The 17,412-nt window shown below is 52.7% G+C and carries 13 protein-coding genes; 7 read left to right on the top strand and 6 right to left on the bottom strand.

Annotated features, from left to right (window positions below; all coding sequences use genetic code 11):
* Nucleotides 1–124 precede the first annotated feature (124 nt).
* Entirely contained in the window at nucleotides 125–1,390 is a 1,266-nt protein-coding gene (rho, locus tag SPK40_RS18665) for a transcription termination factor Rho (protein WP_036750450.1), read from the bottom strand.
* A gap of 202 nt (nucleotides 1,391–1,592) precedes the next feature.
* Nucleotides 1,593–1,919: a thioredoxin TrxA gene (trxA, locus tag SPK40_RS18660; protein ID WP_248144583.1), complete on the bottom strand. Its 327-nt coding sequence runs from the start codon at nucleotides 1,917–1,919 to the stop codon at nucleotides 1,593–1,595.
* Between the two features lie 113 nt (nucleotides 1,920–2,032).
* On the opposite strand from trxA, the gene rhlB reads away from it, so the two are divergent.
* Together rhlB and gppA are read left to right on the top strand one after the other, a co-directional pair.
* The gene (gene rhlB / locus SPK40_RS18655; protein WP_330961497.1) at nucleotides 2,033–3,337 is read left to right on the top strand and encodes an ATP-dependent RNA helicase RhlB; all 1,305 of its coding nucleotides are present in this window, start codon (nucleotides 2,033–2,035) and stop codon (nucleotides 3,335–3,337) included.
* 14 nt (nucleotides 3,338–3,351) lie between these two features.
* On the top strand, nucleotides 3,352–4,848 hold the full coding sequence (gene gppA / locus SPK40_RS18650; RefSeq protein WP_330961496.1) for a guanosine-5'-triphosphate,3'-diphosphate diphosphatase: 1,497 nt from the start codon (nucleotides 3,352–3,354) through the stop codon (nucleotides 4,846–4,848).
* A gap of 68 nt (nucleotides 4,849–4,916) precedes the next feature.
* On the opposite strand, the gene prlC is transcribed toward gppA, so the two are convergent.
* Nucleotides 4,917–6,959 (bottom strand): oligopeptidase A, encoded by a 2,043-nt coding sequence (gene prlC / locus SPK40_RS18645; protein WP_330961495.1) that lies wholly within the window; start codon nucleotides 6,957–6,959, stop codon nucleotides 4,917–4,919.
* 192 nt (nucleotides 6,960–7,151) lie between these two features.
* Between prlC and SPK40_RS18640 the strand changes: the two genes are divergently transcribed.
* Nucleotides 7,152–7,991, top strand: coding sequence for a 23S rRNA (adenine(2030)-N(6))-methyltransferase RlmJ (locus tag SPK40_RS18640; RefSeq protein ID WP_248144587.1), 840 nt, complete (start codon nucleotides 7,152–7,154; stop codon nucleotides 7,989–7,991).
* A gap of 164 nt (nucleotides 7,992–8,155) precedes the next feature.
* Nucleotides 8,156–9,511, top strand: coding sequence for a glutathione-disulfide reductase (gene gorA / locus SPK40_RS18635; RefSeq protein ID WP_248144588.1), 1,356 nt, complete (start codon nucleotides 8,156–8,158; stop codon nucleotides 9,509–9,511).
* A gap of 166 nt (nucleotides 9,512–9,677) precedes the next feature.
* Here gorA and SPK40_RS18630 read toward each other — a convergent pair whose 3' ends face one another.
* Nucleotides 9,678–12,674, bottom strand: coding sequence for an amino acid adenylation domain-containing protein (locus tag SPK40_RS18630; RefSeq protein WP_330961494.1), 2,997 nt, complete (start codon nucleotides 12,672–12,674; stop codon nucleotides 9,678–9,680).
* A gap of 451 nt (nucleotides 12,675–13,125) precedes the next feature.
* Between SPK40_RS18630 and SPK40_RS18625 the strand changes: the two genes are divergently transcribed.
* The 3 genes from SPK40_RS18625 to mdtI all read left to right on the top strand — a co-directional run bounded on the left by SPK40_RS18625 (nucleotide 13,126) and on the right by mdtI (nucleotide 14,962).
* Complete coding sequence (locus tag SPK40_RS18625) at nucleotides 13,126–14,067, top strand: LysR family transcriptional regulator (RefSeq protein WP_248144590.1); 942 nt, start codon at nucleotides 13,126–13,128, stop codon at nucleotides 14,065–14,067.
* 176 nt (nucleotides 14,068–14,243) lie between these two features.
* On the top strand, nucleotides 14,244–14,636 hold the full coding sequence (locus SPK40_RS18620) for an SMR family transporter (protein ID WP_248144591.1): 393 nt from the start codon (nucleotides 14,244–14,246) through the stop codon (nucleotides 14,634–14,636).
* Complete coding sequence (gene mdtI, locus SPK40_RS18615) at nucleotides 14,633–14,962, top strand: multidrug/spermidine efflux SMR transporter subunit MdtI (protein WP_248144592.1); 330 nt, start codon at nucleotides 14,633–14,635, stop codon at nucleotides 14,960–14,962. Before SPK40_RS18620 ends, mdtI begins: the two co-directional genes overlap by 4 nt.
* Nucleotides 14,963–15,130: 168 nt before the next feature.
* Here the strand turns inward: mdtI and SPK40_RS18610 are convergent, their stop codons facing one another.
* Together SPK40_RS18610 and traF are read right to left on the bottom strand one after the other, a co-directional pair.
* Complete coding sequence (locus SPK40_RS18610) at nucleotides 15,131–15,658, bottom strand: AidA/PixA family protein (protein ID WP_248144593.1); 528 nt, start codon at nucleotides 15,656–15,658, stop codon at nucleotides 15,131–15,133.
* Nucleotides 15,659–16,015: 357 nt separating this feature from the next.
* Nucleotides 16,016–17,260, bottom strand: a complete 1,245-nt coding sequence (gene traF / locus SPK40_RS18605) for a conjugal transfer protein TraF (protein ID WP_330961493.1) — start codon at nucleotides 17,258–17,260, stop codon at nucleotides 16,016–16,018.
* Between the last annotated feature and the right edge of the window lie 152 nt (nucleotides 17,261–17,412).

Genomic DNA, 17,412 nt, shown 5'->3' with positions numbered 1-17,412 from the left:
GAGTCACAACCATTCATACCGCATGAATTGAATGCTGTATAAAACAGTTTGATGAATATTATCAGCAATAAAAAACGCCACACAAGGTGGCGATTTTGTGAACTGTGATGTGAAGCCAGAGATATCAGGATTTCTGGCGACGCATGGCCTCGAAGAACTCGTCGTTGGTCTTGGTCATCGACAGTTTGTCGATCAAAAATTCCATACTGTCCGTTTCGTTCATCGGGTGAACAATCTTACGCAGGATCCACATCTTCTGCAGCTCATCCGGCTTCGCCAGCAGCTCTTCACGACGGGTACCTGAGCGGTTGAAGTCAATCGCCGGGAAGACACGCTTCTCAGCAATCTTACGGGACAGGTGCAGTTCCATGTTACCTGTACCTTTAAATTCTTCGTAAATCACTTCATCCATCTTCGAACCGGTATCCACCAGCGCAGTCGCGATGATGGTCAGGCTGCCGCCCTCTTCAACATTCCGGGCCGCACCGAAGAAACGCTTCGGACGATGCAGGGCGTTTGCATCCACACCACCGGTCAGAACTTTACCGGAAGATGGCACCACGGTGTTGTAGGCACGTGCCAGACGCGTAATGGAATCCAGCAGGATCACCACGTCTTTTTTGTGCTCAACCAGACGCTTGGCCTTTTCGATCACCATTTCTGCAACCTGAACGTGACGGGAAGCTGGTTCATCGAACGTTGAAGCAACCACTTCGCCTTTGACCAGACGCTGCATTTCGGTGACTTCCTCAGGACGTTCGTCAATCAGCAGCACCATCAGCTCACACTCAGGGTGATTGTAGGCAATGCTCTGCGCAATGTTTTGCAGCAGCATGGTTTTACCCGCTTTCGGCGGTGCCACAATCAGACCACGCTGACCTTTACCAATCGGTGAGGCCAGATCCAGAACACGTGCGGTGATATCTTCAGTAGAACCGTTACCGCGTTCCATACGCATACGGTCGTTTGCATGCAGCGGGGTCAGGTTTTCGAACAGGATCTTGTTGCGGGCGTTGTCAGGTTTATCGTGGTTAACTTCGTTGACTTTCAGCAGGGCAAAGTAGCGTTCGCCGTCTTTTGGTGGTCGGATTTTACCTGAAATGGTATCACCGGTACGCAGGTTGAAGCGGCGAATCTGGCTTGGCGAGACATAGATGTCATCCGGGCCGGCCAGGTAAGAGCTGTCTGCGCTGCGGAGGAAGCCAAAACCGTCTTGCAGAATTTCCAGAACCCCGTCGCCGAATATGTCCTCACCACTTTTCGCGTGTTGTTTGAGAATGGCGAAGATAATGTCCTGTTTTCTCAAACGCGCCAGGTTTTCGAGTCCTAAGCTTTCGCCGAGCGCAACCAACTTGGAAATAGGCTGGTTCTTCAGTTCTGTAAGATTCATAGTGGTGGGTTTCTTGTCAGTCAAATTAGGGGTTCTATAGGTTAATTGAGAAAAGCTTTGACCAATGGGGCTGGTCAAGAAATGAACTGTCGTATAATTTACGTGCAATAACTTAGCACTAAAGCCAGCGTCCGTCTAGTACGCTGAAAAGTCACCGCGCACAATAAAGTATTGTACGCGGCACAGGTCTCAATTCTGCTAATTACAGATTAGCGTCCAGAAACTCTTTCAATTGCGTCTTAGACAGCGCGCCCACTTTGGTCGCTGCCACTGCGCCGTCCTTGAACAGCAGCAGGGTCGGAATACCGCGGATACCGAACTTCGGTGGCGTCGCAGCATTGTGATCAATGTTCAGCTTACCAATCGTCAGTTTGCCTTCGTATTCTTCTGCGATTTCGTCAAGAATAGGCGCGATCATCTTACATGGTCCGCACCACTCGGCCCAAAAATCGACTAAAACAGGGCCTGCAGCGTTAATCACATCGTTATCAAAACTTGCGTCTGTCAGCTGCACAATCTTGTCGCTCATCTTCCACTCCAATGGTTGATTTTCAACGCTGATTCTATTTTAACCAGCAAATCGATGCCCTATTTGAATTGAATACGTTTCGTATTGCAACCCTAAGCTGATATTCTATACGAATGAAGACGACTCATATCACAGAGCAAAAATTTGCCAACCTGGGGCTACACCCTCAGGTTTTACAAGGGCTGGAAGAGAAAGGGTTCCATTATTGTACCCCAATCCAGGCCCAGGCATTGCCGGTAGTGCTCTCCGGCCGTGACATTGCCGGTCAGGCGCAGACAGGGACTGGCAAGACCCTGGCTTTCCTGACGGCCACCTTTAACCATCTGATGCTGACGCCAGCACCTGAGGAGAGAAAGACCAATCAGCCCCGTGCAATCATTATGGCACCTACACGGGAACTGGCAATTCAGATATACAACGATGCTGCGCCACTGCTGAATAGCACCGGCCTGACCGCAGGTCTGGCTTACGGCGGCGAAGCGTATGAAAAACAGAAACAGCATCTGGAAAACGGCGTCGACATTCTGATCGGCACCTGCGGCCGGATCATCGACTTTTTCAAACAGCGCGTGATTGACCTGAAAGGCATTCAGGTGGTGGTTCTGGATGAAGCCGACCGGATGTTCGATCTGGGCTTTATCAAAGATATCCGCTTCCTGTTCCGCCAGATGCCAAACCCGAAAGCACGCCGGAACATGCTGTTCTCTGCAACGCTGTCTTACCGGGTGAAAGAGCTGGCGTTCGAGCATATGAACACCCCGGAAAACGTTGTCGTTGAGCCGGATCAAAAAACCGGTCACCGCATTCAGGAAGAACTGTTCTATCCGTCAAATCAGGACAAAATGCCCCTGCTGCAGACGCTGATTGAAGAAGACTGGCCGGATCGTGCAATTATTTTTGCCAACACCAAGCACAGCTGTGAAAACATCTGGGCACACCTGGAAGCCGATAATCACCGCGTCGGACTGCTGACCGGCGACGTGCCGCAGAAAAAACGCGTGCGCATTCTGGAACAGTTTACCCAGGGCGAGGTCGACATTCTGGTGGCGACTGATGTGGCTGCACGGGGTCTGCATATTCCTCAGGTGACGCATGTGTTCAACTACGATCTGCCTGACGATGCCGAAGACTACGTGCACCGGATTGGCCGGACGGGCCGTGCAGGAGCCAGTGGTCATTCCATCAGCTTTGCCTGTGAAGCCTATTCGCATAATCTGCTCGCGATTGAAACTTATATCGAGCATACCATTCCACGTTCGAATTACGACCCAAGTGCAATGCTGGAAGACCTGCCGCCGCCGGTCAAAGTTCAGCGCGCACCGCGTCAGGGCAGCCGTCGCAGCAGTGGATCCCGTCAGGGTCAAGGACAACAGGGACGTCAGCGGAGCCGCCGCCGTTCTCCACAGAAAACGCAGTAACTGAAGAAGACGCTATGGAAAGTTGTGTCGTATCCCCACTGTATGCAGCCATCGATCTGGGCTCTAACAGTTTCCATATGTGGATCGTGCGTGAAGTGGCCGGCAGTGTGCATACTCTGGCGAAAATCAAACGCAAAGTCCGCCTGGCAGCTGGCCTGAACAGCCAGAATGAACTGAGTCAGGAAGCCATGCAGCGCGGCTGGGAGTGCCTGTCACTTTTTGCCGAACGCCTGCAGGATATCCCGGCCGAGCGGATCCGTATTGTAGGCACGGCTGCGCTGCGCACAGCTGTGAATGCTGACGACTTTCTTTCCAGAGCTACGGCTATCCTCAATCATCCGATCGACATCATTCCGGGAGAAGAGGAAGCCCGCATCATCTATCAGGGTGTCGCACATACATCCGGCGGACTGGGTAAGCGACTGGTGGTCGATATCGGTGGCGCCAGTACCGAAGTGATTATCGGCGAAGGCTTTGAAGCCCGGGCGCTGACCAGCCTGAAGATCGGCTGTGTCACCTGGCTGGAAGGCTATTTCAAAGACCGCCACCTGACGACCGAAAACTTCAGTGCCGCAATTCAGGCAGCCAAAGAAGCGATCGCGCCCATCGTCGAGCCTTACCGTGACCTGAGCTGGGATCATTGTGTCGGTGCCAGCGGCACCGTACAGGCACTCCAAGAAATCATGGTTGCTCAGGGTATGGACGAGCTGATTACGCTGTCCAAACTGAAAAGACTGCAGCGTCAGGCAATGCAGTACGAGCGCCTGGAAGATCTGGATATTGAAGGTCTGACGCTCGAGCGCGCACTGGTCTTTCCGAGTGGTCTTTCCATTCTGATCGCCCTGTTTGAAACCCTGGAAATCCAGACCATGACGCTGGCTGGCGGTGCCCTGCGCGAAGGTATGGTATACGACATGATGAGCCGGCAGATGCGCCACGATGACGTGCGTACCCGAACGCTCAGCAGTCTTCAGTATCGTTTCCAGATTGATGCCGAACATGCCGCCACGGTGGCAGAAACAGCCATGACCCTGCTGGATGACTGCCAGCCCCTGTGGCAAACCGATGCCCAGACCCGCTCGCTGCTCCATGCCTGTGCCATGCTGCACGAAATCGGCACCGGGATTGGCTTCAAGCAAAGCGGCGACCACGCCGCCTACCTGATTCAGCATCTGGATCTGCCGGGTTTTACCCGCGCCCAGAAACACCTGCTGGGGGAAATGCTGCGCCGTTACCGCGACAACCTGACCAGCCTGCCGGAGCAACATGCCCTGCCGGCCGCGAATGCAGTCCGGATCCTGCGTCTGCTGCGGCTGGCCGTGATCCTCTGCCACCGCCGCGACAGTCAGCACCAGCCACCGGCCCGTCTGTCTGTTGACGACAGTCAGCTCACTCTGGAATTACCGCAAAGCTGGCTGGCAGCCAACCCGCTGACCGATGCTGAATTGCATCAGGAAGCACACCGCCAGACCGATCTGGGCTGGCCGCTGCACATCAGTCAGACCAGTTGATCAACATCGTCTGACTCACATGAAAAAAGGCTCCCGAGGGAGCCTTTTCAATTTCAGCACAGCAGTGCTTAGCCAGTAATACCGCTGTGACGCAGTAATGCATCAATTTTCGGCTCCCGGCCGCGGAAGCGTCTGAACAGATCCATCGGCTCTTCACTGCCGCCGCGTTCCAGCACGCAGTCAAGGAAGTCTGCGCCGGTCTGCGCATTGAAGATCCCTTCTTCCTCGAAGCGGGAATAGGCATCAGACGACAACACCTCAGCCCACAGGTAGCTGTAGTAACCGGCACTGTAGCCCCCGGCAAAAATGTGGCTGAAGCTGTGCGGGAAACGTCCCCATTCCGGACTTGGTACCACAGAGACCTTCTGCTTGATAGACGCCAGCGTATCCAGCACCTGTGCGCCGATTTCCGGATCGTAATTAGTGTACAGACTGAAATCGAACAGGCCGAATTCCAGCTGACGCAGCATGCCCATCGCCGACTGGAAGTTCTTGGCTGCCAGCATTTTTTCCAGCAGTTCAGACGGCAGTGGCTCTCCGGTTTGATAGTGACCGGAAATGAAGGCCAGCGCCTCTTCTTCCCAGCACCAGTTTTCCAGGAACTGGCTTGGCAGCTCAACCGCATCCCAAGGTACGCCATTGATGCCGGAGACTGCTGATTCATTCACCTTCGTCAGCATATGATGAATGCCGTGGCCGGTTTCATGGAACAGAGTCACCACCTCATCATGGGTAAACAGCGCCGGTTTATCACCGATCGGCTTGTTAAAGTTGCAGGTCAGGTAAGCCACCGGACGCTGCAGGCTGCCGTCCTCACGCACACGGCGCACGATGCACTCATCCATCCAGGCTCCGCCGCGCTTGTGCTCTCGGGCGTAGAGATCCAGATAGAAGCTGCCGCGTAGCTCGCCGCTGGCATCAAAGATATCGTAGAAACGTACGCTCGGGTCCCAGACATCCACGCCTTCACGCTCAGTCACGGTCATGCCGAAGACACGCTTGAGCACTTCGAACAGTCCGGACACCACTTTGTGTTCCGGGAAATAAGGACGCAGCTGCTCATCAGAAATACTGTAACGATGCTGCTTCAGTTTTTCGGCATAGTAAGCAATATCCCACGGCGCCAGTTCTTCTGCGCCGAATTCCTCCCGGGCAAAATCACGCAGCTCAGCCACTTCCCGCTCCCCCTGAGGTTTCGCACGGGCAGCCAGATCGTTCAGAAAGCCCAGCACCTGCTCGGTCGATTCGGCCATCTTGGTCGCCAGTGATTTTTCACTGTAGGTATTGAAACCCAGCAGGCGTGCCAGTTCATGGCTGAGCTTGAGTTTCTCTGCGATGATCTCGCTGTTGTCCCACTGACCGGCGTTCGGACCCCGATCTGAAGCACGGGTGACGAATGCTTCATACATCTCGCGACGCAGTTCGCGGTTGTCTCCGTAAGTCATCACCGGCAGGTAAGACGGGATCTCCAGTGTCAGCAGATAACCGGTTTCACCTTTGGCTTCCGCCGCAGCTGCAGCGGCCTGCAAGGCTGACTCAGGCATCCCGGCTAACTCTTTTTCATCTTTGACCAGCTTGGTCCATCCCATGGTCGCATCCAGCACATTGTTGCTGAAAGTCGAGGACAACTCAGACAGTCGCTTGCTGATTTCACCATAGCGATGCTGTTCTGCCGCAGGCAGGCCAATGCCCGACAGCTCAAATTCTTTCAGTGCATCCGTGATCGCTTTTTGTCTTGCTTTCGACAGTTCAGCAAATGACTCGCTCTGACGAATGCTTTTATAAGCTTCATACAGACCTTTGTGCTGTCCCAGCCAGGTGCTGTATTCCGACAGCATCGGCAGGCAGCTTTCATAGGCTTCACGCAGTTCCGGGCTGTTCTTCACCCCGTTGAGGTGACCGACCGGCGACCAGATACGGCCCAGGCGATCATCCGCCTCCGCCAGTGGCGCACAGATGCTGTCCCAGCTCGGCGTCTCACCGCTGGCCAGAACTTCTTCTACCTTGGCCCGGCAGTCTTTGATGGCCTGCTCAACGGCAGGAAAGATGTGTTCGGGTTTGATTTGTGAAAACGGCGGCAGATCCGTCATGGACAGTAGTGGGTTCGACATCAGCGTATCCTTTTTGAAGTGATTCCAGAATAAATGCGTCTGAACGACGCCTTTTTCAATCCCTTAGCGCAATTTTGGCGGGCTGCATCCTCTATTTTAGTGGCAAGCTTTGTGAACAGGCCACATACACGCTGGATATTCCGACTGATTCGGCGATAATAGCGCCCTTCACCGACTATCACAGAGTGACCCATGCTGAGTTATCGCCACAGTTTCCACGCTGGCAACCATGCCGACGTGCTCAAGCACATCGTCCAGAGCCTGATCCTTGATGCCCTCAAGCAAAAGGACAAAGCCTTTGTCTATCACGACACCCATTCCGGGGTCGGCCGCTATGATCTGCAGGACGAGCGCAGCGAGAAAACCGGTGAGTTCCTGCAGGGCATTGCCCGCCTGTGGCAGCGCGACGACCTGCCCGCCGAGCTGGCTTCTTATCTGGATGCAATCCGGGTCCTAAATCAAGGTGAATCCCTGCGATACTATCCGGGTTCACCGAAAGTGGCCCGGGCACAAATCCGCGAGCAGGACCGCATGGTACTGACTGAGCTGCACCCGACCGATTTTCCGTTGCTGTTGCAGGAATTCCGCGGCGACCGTCAGGTCCGCATTTATAAAGAAGACGGCTTTGCCCGCCTGAAAGCCAGCCTGCCACCGAAAGAACGTCGCGGACTGGTGCTGATCGACCCGCCGTATGAGCTCAAACACGAGTACATGGACGTGGTGAAAGCCATTGACGAAAGTGTCAAACGCTGGGCAAACGGCACCTATGCCATCTGGTATCCGGTGGTTTACCGCAGCAACATCGACGCCATGCTGGAAGGGCTGGAAGCACTCGGGATTCGCAAAATCCTGCAAATCGAGCTGGGTGTTGAGCCAGATACCGAAGAGCGCGGCATGACCGCCTCAGGCATGATTGTCATCAACCCGCCCTGGAAGCTGGAAAGCCAGATGGAAACCCTGCTGCCTTGGCTGCAATCCGTGATTGCCCCGACGCGCGGCCACACCACCCTGCGCTGGGTGGTGCCGGAGTAATCGGCAATCACACACCAACCGGTGACCAACCGCACTATCCGGTCACCGGTCTCCTTTCCCTGAAAGCACATCCCAGGCGTCCATTTCGCCGCACCTAGCATCTGACGGTGACTTAGGTATACACTGTCCGCCAGCTAAGATTCCACAGCATAGAGAGAAAAGTCATGGCAACGCATTTTGATTACATCTGTATTGGCGGCGGCAGCGGCGGGATTGCATCGGCAAACCGCGCAGCAATGTACGGCGCGAAAGTCGCGCTGATTGAAGCCAAAGCCCTGGGCGGGACCTGTGTCAACGTCGGCTGTGTGCCGAAAAAAGTGATGTGGCACGGCGCTCAGATTGCAGAAGCCATGCATCTGTATGCCAAAGACTACGGCTTTGATGTGGAAGTGAAAAACTTCAACTGGTCTACCCTGGTTGAAAGCCGGGAAGCCTACATCGGCCGTATCCACCAGGCGTATGAAAACGTCCTGGGCAATAACAAAATTGAAGTCATTCACGGCTTTGCCAAGTTCGTTGATGCCAAAACCGTCGAAGTGAACGGTCAGCAGTATACCGCCGACCACATCCTGATCGCCGTGGGCGGTGAGCCGACCATTCCGAATATTCCGGGCGCCGAGCACGGCATCGATTCCAACGGTTTCTTCGAGCTGAACGCACAGCCAAAACGTACCGCCGTGATCGGTGCTGGCTACATTGCCGTTGAGATCGCCGGTGTACTGCATGCGCTGGGCACCGACACCCACCTGTTCGTCCGTAAAGAATCGCCGCTGCGCAGCTTCGACCCGATGATTGTCGAAACGCTGGTGGAAGTGATGAACAATGAAGGCCCGACGCTGCACACCCACTCAGTGCCAAAAGAAGTGGTAAAAGAAGCCGACGGCAGCATCACCCTGCACTTCGAAAACGGCGAGTCTCATAACACCGACCTGCTGATCTGGGCCATCGGCCGTAACCCGGTTACCCACAAGATCAATCTGGAAGCGACCGGCGTCGCAACCACTGACAAAGGCTACATCAAGGTTGACGAATATCAGCAGACCAACGTGCCGGGCATCTACTGCGTGGGCGACATCATGGAAGGCGGTATCGAGCTGACGCCGGTGGCTGTCAAAGCAGGCCGTCAGCTGTCTGAGCGACTGTTTAACAACAAGCCGGACGCCAAGATGGATTACAAGCTGGTGCCAACCGTGGTGTTCAGTCACCCGCCAATCGGCACCATCGGCCTGACCGAGCCGGAAGCCATCGCTCAGTACGGCGAAGACAACGTGAAAGTGTACAAATCCGGCTTCACCGCCATGTACACCGCCGTTACCAGCAACCGCCAGCCATGTAAGATGAAACTGGTCTGTGCCGGTCCGGAAGAAACTGTGGTCGGCCTGCACGGCATCGGCTACACCGTCGATGAAATGATCCAGGGCTTCGGCGTCGCCATGAAGATGGGCGCAACCAAAGCCGACTTCGACAGCGTGGTTGCCATCCACCCAACCGGTTCGGAAGAGTTTGTAACCATGCGTTAATAGGCGCTTCCAGCAACTAAAGCCTGAAAGTAAAAAGAAAGCTATACACTGTCCTTGGTGTATAGCTTTCTTTTTACTGGCCTGCGTTCACACCTTCATCGGCTCAGTCCCTCGACCATGTCTCAATTGCCATCAAACATGTCTGAACGAACAAACAAAGCTGACATTACGCCAAAGACAAGTCTGCTGTCTCTGCCCGAATCGACTGTTCCAGATAACGCCTGAGCAACGCCTGGTTAAAAACCGGTTCCTGAATGTGGCTGCCTTGCAGGAAACACTTCACGTTGCGGCAGTCCCACTGATAGGTTTTCTGATACAGCTCAACCGTCGACTGTCCCTGATACACCCGATCTTTGAACATGCTGAGCAGCGGATAGAGCGGCATCCCAGGTTCCGATTCCCACAACGCCAGCCAGCTCCGGTAAGGCAAGACCTGAAAATCGGTGCCGCAGGCTTTCCCCAAACGACGAAAGAATTCCGGAAGCTTCAGGTTGTTCGTTGCTTCATGAACCAGATTAAACTTCAGCGACAGTGCTTCCGGGTTCCGGCTGATATGTGCAATGACAGCGGCCATGTAATCCACCGTGGTCAGGCCCTCATGAAAATCTCTCAAATCCGGCACACAACCGGTCTTCAGACAGGTTTTCACCAAGCGTCCCCACCACTGATAATCTGCAGTCACCCCGGTTTGGCTGTGCGTCGTCGCATAACCCAGCCGGAAGGTCATTAGCGGCAGTCCCTGTGCCGCGGCCAGATCAGCGACCTTTTCCATCACCCATTTACTGCGCACATAACCGATATCCTTCGCCACAGCCGGCAGGTTCTGGTCGATGTCATCCGCTTCATACATCACGGTTTTGCCGGTGAATAGGTGTCCCCAGCTGTAAACCGAAACCGTCGACAGCAAAATCAGAGGCTTGGTTCTTACGCTCGATGCAAACCGGATGACTTCTTTCAGCCCCTGCACATTGTCATGCCTCATGTAAGAATACGGCTGGATGAAATTCACGGCACTGGCCGAGTGATACACCAGATCCACCTGCTGACAGAAAGCTTGATATTGCTCTGAGTCCATTGAGAAATCAGGTTCAGCCAGATCACCCGCAACAGCCTGAATCCGCCGTCGCTGTGGTTCTGTCAGTTCGATCCGGTACTGCGTCAGGACAGAGAGCAGCCGGGCCATCGCAGTTTCAGCGGACGTCGCCCGCACCAGACAAACAATCTGACTGGCGGTCGTGCGCAGCAATTCCGCCAGCAGATGAGAGCCGACAAAACCCGTCGCTCCGGTCAGCAGGATGCTCTGAGGTGCGGTGATCTGCTTCAGCTCAAACGTCGGATTGATCTGCACATCCGATGGCAATTTCACGTCCTGATGCAGTTCACGGACGGGCTCGCTGTCCACTTCCGATGGTGTGGCGCCTGCTCTGCGGGCCATAGCATGTGCCAGCTGCTGTAAGGTCGGAAAATCGTAGATATCCCTGACGTAGGTCTGAACCCCCAGCCGGTTGCTGATCAGCGTCGCCAGCTGCACGGCCTGTAAAGAGTCGCCCCCGACATCCAGAAAAGCATCGCCGGACAAAAACGTCCGGTTCCCAAGCAGTTCGCACCAGATCGCAGCAATCTGAGCCTCCGCCTCAGACAGATGAGACGTGTTAGCCTCTGCTTGTTCCAGTTGTGCGAGGTATTGATTCAGCAGTTGTTGCTTGTCGATTTTGCCATTGGAAGTCAACGGGAAATGCATGACCGGTACAATCGCGGCAGGCTGAAAATATTCAGGCAGCGACTTGTCAATCTGTTGCCGGACCAAGGCAATCAGCGCGGGACTCTCTTTAGTGTCGGCAAGCAGAAACACCAGGATTTTCTTCAGAGCGGGATTACCAGCATGGGCAACTAGGGCAACCGCCTGTTTGACCTCTTCCAGCTCCTTAATCACCCCTTCCAGCTCGCCCAGTTCAATCCGGTTGCCACGGATTTTGACCTGATCATCCAGCCGGCCTAGATACTGAATCCGTCCATCCGGCAACATGCGTGCCCGGTCGCCGCTGCGGTACAGCCGCTGATCGGACACCCGGGGCAGCCGGACAAACTTCTCTGCGGTCAGTCCAGGTGCATTCAGGTAACCCGCGGCCAAACCGGGACCGGCAATGCAAAGCTCTCCCGACTGACCGGCTTTGACTTCCTGTTGGTCGGTGTCGAGAATGAAAACTTCAGCGCCTGCGATCGGCCGGCCAATTGACTCCGGCTGTTGCAAACTGCGGCACGGCACCTGCTGGCAGGTTGCAAAAATTGTCGCTTCTGTCGGACCGTAATAATCAATCAGGGTGTAATTCACCCCGGATAAATCCACCGGACTGAGTTTTTCACCGGCCGTAAACAGATAACGCAGCACCAGATGCTCTGGCTGAGGCTGCGAAACGATCGCCTCGATATAGACCGTCGGCACAAAAGCATGCGTGATTTGCTGATCCGCGAAAAACTGCAACAACTGATCAGGCTGCTGACGAATCGCCGGCTCCGGAATAAACAGGGTCGTCCCGGAAGTCAGTGCCGACCAAATTTCCCACTGAGACACATCGAAGCTGATCCCGGCAATCCATGGCATCCGGACGGCTGCCGTCATGTCAAAATGCGTGTTATGCCAGGCAACCACATTCTGTAAAGCCGAATGTGGGATCATCACACCTTTCGGACTGCCTGTGGTACCTGAAGTGAAAATGATATAAGCCAGATCATCCGGGCTGATGTCACTTTTCCCGTGTTCCTGACTCATCATTTCTTTTGCTGTTTCTATATTGATGAAACAGTAAGGCACAAAGTCTGACGTCAATTCTGAAAATAAATTCGTGGTCAGAACAACGGTTGCATTCACCTGTTCAAGAATATCCTGAATTCGCCGTTGCGGATAAGAGGCATCCACCGGAATATAACTTGCCCCCGCTTTCATGACAGCCAGAATACCAATGATTAAATTGGGCGTTCGCTGCGCAATAATGGGAAGCATCTGACCGGCTCGCACGCCTTTTGCTTTTAAAAAGTAACAAAGCTGATCACTGAATTCATGAAGCTGCTGAAAGGTGAGCTGCTGATTTTGATACACCACCGCTGTTTTATATTTATTTTCAGATAATTGCTGATAAAACCCATCCAACACAGTCCTAGCCATAATAAGCACCTGAAAGATTTCGCAAAAATGCACAGACAGAGATTAAAACCAGCCCTCTTCTTCTCTGCCGCCCCATTTGTATATCAAAACCTATGTATAGCCGCTTATTCATTTGAAAGCGTGATTCACAGCCGAAAACCAGAAAACATCCAGACCGAACAAAAATAAAAAATTGACTTTAACAGACGAATATTTTTCAGATCGATATAAAAATAATTGAATAAATATAAAACATAAAATCACTCAATCTCATTTTGTTTATGCATCTCCTTTTTTATTTCACAGAATAAAATGGTTCGTCTTTATTATTCTTCCCGGGGTGAATTGTTTCTCAGACCTTTCTCCGCGCCTCCCGTCTCAGAAAAACAAACCGGGCCGGGTCGTGACCTGATCCGCCCGGCAGATTACAATCACTGACATTCTCCCCGGACAATCACTTGCAGGCAAAACCATGGCCCATCAGCTCGATGCACTGGATCTCAATCTCATGCGCTTACTCAAAGCCGTGGTCGACCATCGAAGTATTAAAGTTGCTGCGATGCATCTGGGCATGTCGCAACCCAGTGCCAGCCGGGGCATTGCACGCTTAAAAGCGACGCTGAACGACCCTTTGTTTGTGCGTAAACCGCACGGCGTAGAGCCTTCTCCCATGGCATTACGGCTGGCGGAAGAATTTGACAACATTCTGGCCCCCATCGATAAAGTGCTGAAAGAGTTTGAAGACTTCAGTGCAGGGGCATACGACGGCCATTTGTCACTGGTGATTGACCCCTACCTGCTGGACGAACAAGGTCAGCAATTGTTGCGCGTCTGCCATCAGGCATTTCCAAAGGCGACTTTTACCTTTTCCAACTGGAACAGCTACAGTCAGGACGAAATGCTTGAAGGTCAGCATGATTACTGCATTTTGGATCAGGAGACCGAGCTGCCGAAAGATCTCTATATGCGGCCACTCTTTACGGAAAAGCGGATGATTGTGGCACGGAAGTACCACCCAACATTATCGCAACATAAAGACGTCAACGAATGGGAAACTGTCGCTCAGTTGCCCATCATTTCCCTGCCCGCGCCCGCCTCATACAACCCGCTGTGTACCGTCGAATCGGAATATCAGCGTATGGGCTATCAGCCAAATGTTCTGCTGAAAACCTATAACCTGCGGGTCGCGGCACAGATGCTGCTGGATACCGACGCCATTATGTACTCGAGTCAGAGCACCATCCGGTTGTTTCCTGAACTGGCCGCCTACCCGATGCCGACGGTTAACCGCGAATTCAGTGATTTTGTGATTTCCGGTGGATTCTTACAGTCCAACCGCAATCACCCGCTCCATCAGCATTTGCATCGTGTGATAAAGAAATGCTTTCAGGCCGGACCCAGCCGACCAAAGTGATATTCATAATTGAATATCTCATATACCTGTCCACCCGACAGACCAACAGCTAACCTTGCCTTGTATTGCAAAGCATTGCCCGTCATTCATACCTCAGACTTTTCTTTGTCTCGACCAGCCTTATGACCCGGCAATCCTTTGCTATCCATTTATGTTCATTCATTGGCAGGTATAGCATGTTTATTGCACGAATCTTTCTGCTGCTGGCAATTACCTCTGAGGTCGCCGGCACCAGCACGATGACTTTCATTGGTCAGCAACACTCACTCTGGGGCTACGGAGTCATGTATTTGCTGATCACTGTGTCCTATTACTTTCTCTCTTTAGCTGCCAAGAAAATTGCGATTGGCGTAGCGTATGCCGTGTGGGAGGGGCTGGGAATCGCACTGATCACGCTGGCATCCCTACTGCTGTTTGACGCCGATTTAAATCCGCAGGAACTGCTTGGACTGGGCCTGGCGGTGGTAGGGATTGTGATGGTCACGCTGGGCGAGCAACAACAGAGTTCAGACAAGGCCATCGCCGAAGAACGCCCTCAGTCTCACACGTCCTCAGGGAGTTGGTCATGAATCAGTTTTTTACTCTGTCATTTGGCTTTGTTGTGCTGGCAGCTGTCGTGGATATTGCAGCCAATATGGCGCTCACCCGCTCCGACGGATTCAAACACCGGATTTGGGGAGCCACTTCTATTGTGCTGGTCCTCACTGCATTTACCCTGCTGGCCCAGGCTGTCAGAGAGATTGATCTGGCGGTTGCTTATGCGTCATGGGGTGCCATCGGAATTCTGGGCACAGCCATCGGCGGTTCGGTGCTATTCAAACAACGGCTGACGCCGCTGGGATGGACCGGCATCTTTGTCGTCATTGCTGCAGTGGTGGTTATGAAAACGGCCTGACCGGTCAGGGCAACAACGAGTAATCTCTCCGCTGCAAAACAAAAAGCCAGAGGTTATTCCTCTGGCTTTTTTCGCTGCTTCCCAACAGGTATGTTGCTTACAAACCCTGCTCACGCATCTCCAGAGCACCCACATATCACCTGAGAGAAAGCCTCCGGACCAGACACATTAAGGCTGAACCGCGGTGACATAAGGGTCCCAGTTAATTTCGGCGATACATGTATCATCTTTAAAGACCTTAACCCAGAATGTATACGCGGCTTTTTGTTTTGCCCCTGGATTTGGACGACCTGGCAACGTCGCTTCAGCCTGAACATATGGCTGGTAAGCTGTTTGGCGTTGATAAGAAAGATGTACTTCATCACTCATTGGAATCGCATCGCTTTCGTACACAAAGACTTGGGTATTTCCCTGATACGCGGTCCAGTCTTTAATCAGCGTGCTGTCATTCCACTCATGTTCCGCATCAATCAGCACTGAATAATGGTGGCCATCCTCAGACTCAATCACTTTCGGAAAAGCTGCCCAGCGCATAATGTCGCCATTATTCACCAAAATACTTAACTCATAAGAACCTTGCGAGTTATCTATCACAATATCCGAATCAGCAAACATTTGGACGGCCTGATACCCCTGCGCACCGTGTTCAACGGCTTCACAGTCAATAACGATTTCTACTTTGTGAATTGTCGACATAGGAAGTTTCCTTGTTGTTTCTGAAAATGATTTCCATTTTGAGAGCACGTCGATACTGCCACTCGTGGTTTCAAATACACCGGAAACTGTAAATAAAGAAAGCGTTGAATGTTGCTCAAGTTACTACTTCAATGAAGTCTCTCTCCATTGCCTATGAGACTAGTCAAGATTTCAGTGAGATCGAATTTCATGCATAAAAAGACACAATAAATTGTCGTTGTATTTCATGGCTTTATTTTTTGGTTGTTATTTTCTGTCCTTTTTACGATTCACCACCCACTCTCATGTAATTAATTTCTTGGTTACAAAAAAAACCCGTCAAACTTGTGACGGGTTTTTTCAGAACAGAGAGCCACCTTACATGGTGAAAGCAAACTGCAGGGCTGCGCCGTAGTTGTTGTCCTGACCATATTGCAGCGCCAGATCAACCGCCATCACCCCAAACGGGCTAAGACCCAGACCGGCACTCATGGTGTCTTTCGCAGAATCAGTCAGACTCAGGCTGTAACCGGCACGCATCTGTATCCAGTCCCAACCGTTCAGTTCCATCCCGAAGCGGGCATACTGAGTCGCCAGATCGAACTCTTTGAAGTATTTCTGCTCGTTCAGATCGACATCCGCGGCTGCGGTAAACCAGCTGTTGCTGTAAGCCACACCCAGGGTGTACTTCGGCTCAACCACCAGTGTTTTGGCCGTAAACTTCTCAGTTTTGCCTGCAGGGGACACCGGAGTATTGGTTTCCAGCTCCTGTTTGAACAGGTTGCGGCCGCTGAAGCCCACCGTAACAGCAGGGATTGGCTGATAAGCCAGACCGAAATCCAGGTTAAAAGCGGTGTCATCGCGATATTCTTCCTGGAAATCAAAGTCACTGTCATCGAACTGACTGACCGTGTTCTGGAAACTCACAGCAATCAGTTGCTGAATTTTCGGTGATACCCCGACAGATACGCGCTGCTCCGGCAGGGAAACCATCGGCAAATCAAACGACTTACCCATTGCCAGACCCACATCCACAATACCACCGGCAACACCCAGTACATCAGACTGCAGGTTATCCATATCCGGCGGGTTCGAACCGTCCACGCCAGCCAGATCAGCCGGGTCGATATTCGCTTTTGCCAGACTGACAATCTGCGCCTGTGTAAAGAGGCTCATGCTCAGATAACGGTTCGGAACCGCCACGGCTGCACCGACACTGATATCAGCTTTCAGCTTCCCTTCATCCATTGCCATCAGTGCTGCTTTCCACTCATCGACCAGAGCGTCTGAGACCGGTGAACCGTTGCTGCTATTAATGGCCGCTTCCAGCTGATCATTCACTTTCTGGAAATCGTCCACTTTCTGATTCAAGTCATCCGGATCATGCACGCTGATCCCAACAGCTGGCAGAAGCACGCCAAAATCATCGTTCTGTTTGTAATGGGCAACCAGCGCCGGGTTATAAAAGCCAGCGGTCAGATAACTCGCTGAAGCAACCCCCGTGCCTCCCATCCCAACACTTCGTGCGTCAGCTCCGTTAACAGCGGCCTGACTCGAAAAAGTGCTCACTGAAAGTGCTGCCGCAACAGCCAGTGAAAGTCCCTGCAATTGTATTTTCATCATGTCTGGTAACTACTTGCTGTGAGTATGTCAAAAAAGTAATAAAGAGAGGTCATTATATAAGCAGAAGCCTGCTAAACAATGACAAAATCCCGGACAGTGAGGTTGTCCCAAAAACTTATTGAGCAACAACACAACAGCAGAATGTAATGCAA

Origin of the sequence: Photobacterium sp. 53610, assembly GCF_036409375.1 — a bacterium.
Taxonomy (GTDB): domain Bacteria; phylum Pseudomonadota; class Gammaproteobacteria; order Enterobacterales; family Vibrionaceae; genus Photobacterium.
Note: the sequence above shows the minus strand (reverse complement) of the source record. Positions and strands in the feature narration are given on the sequence as shown.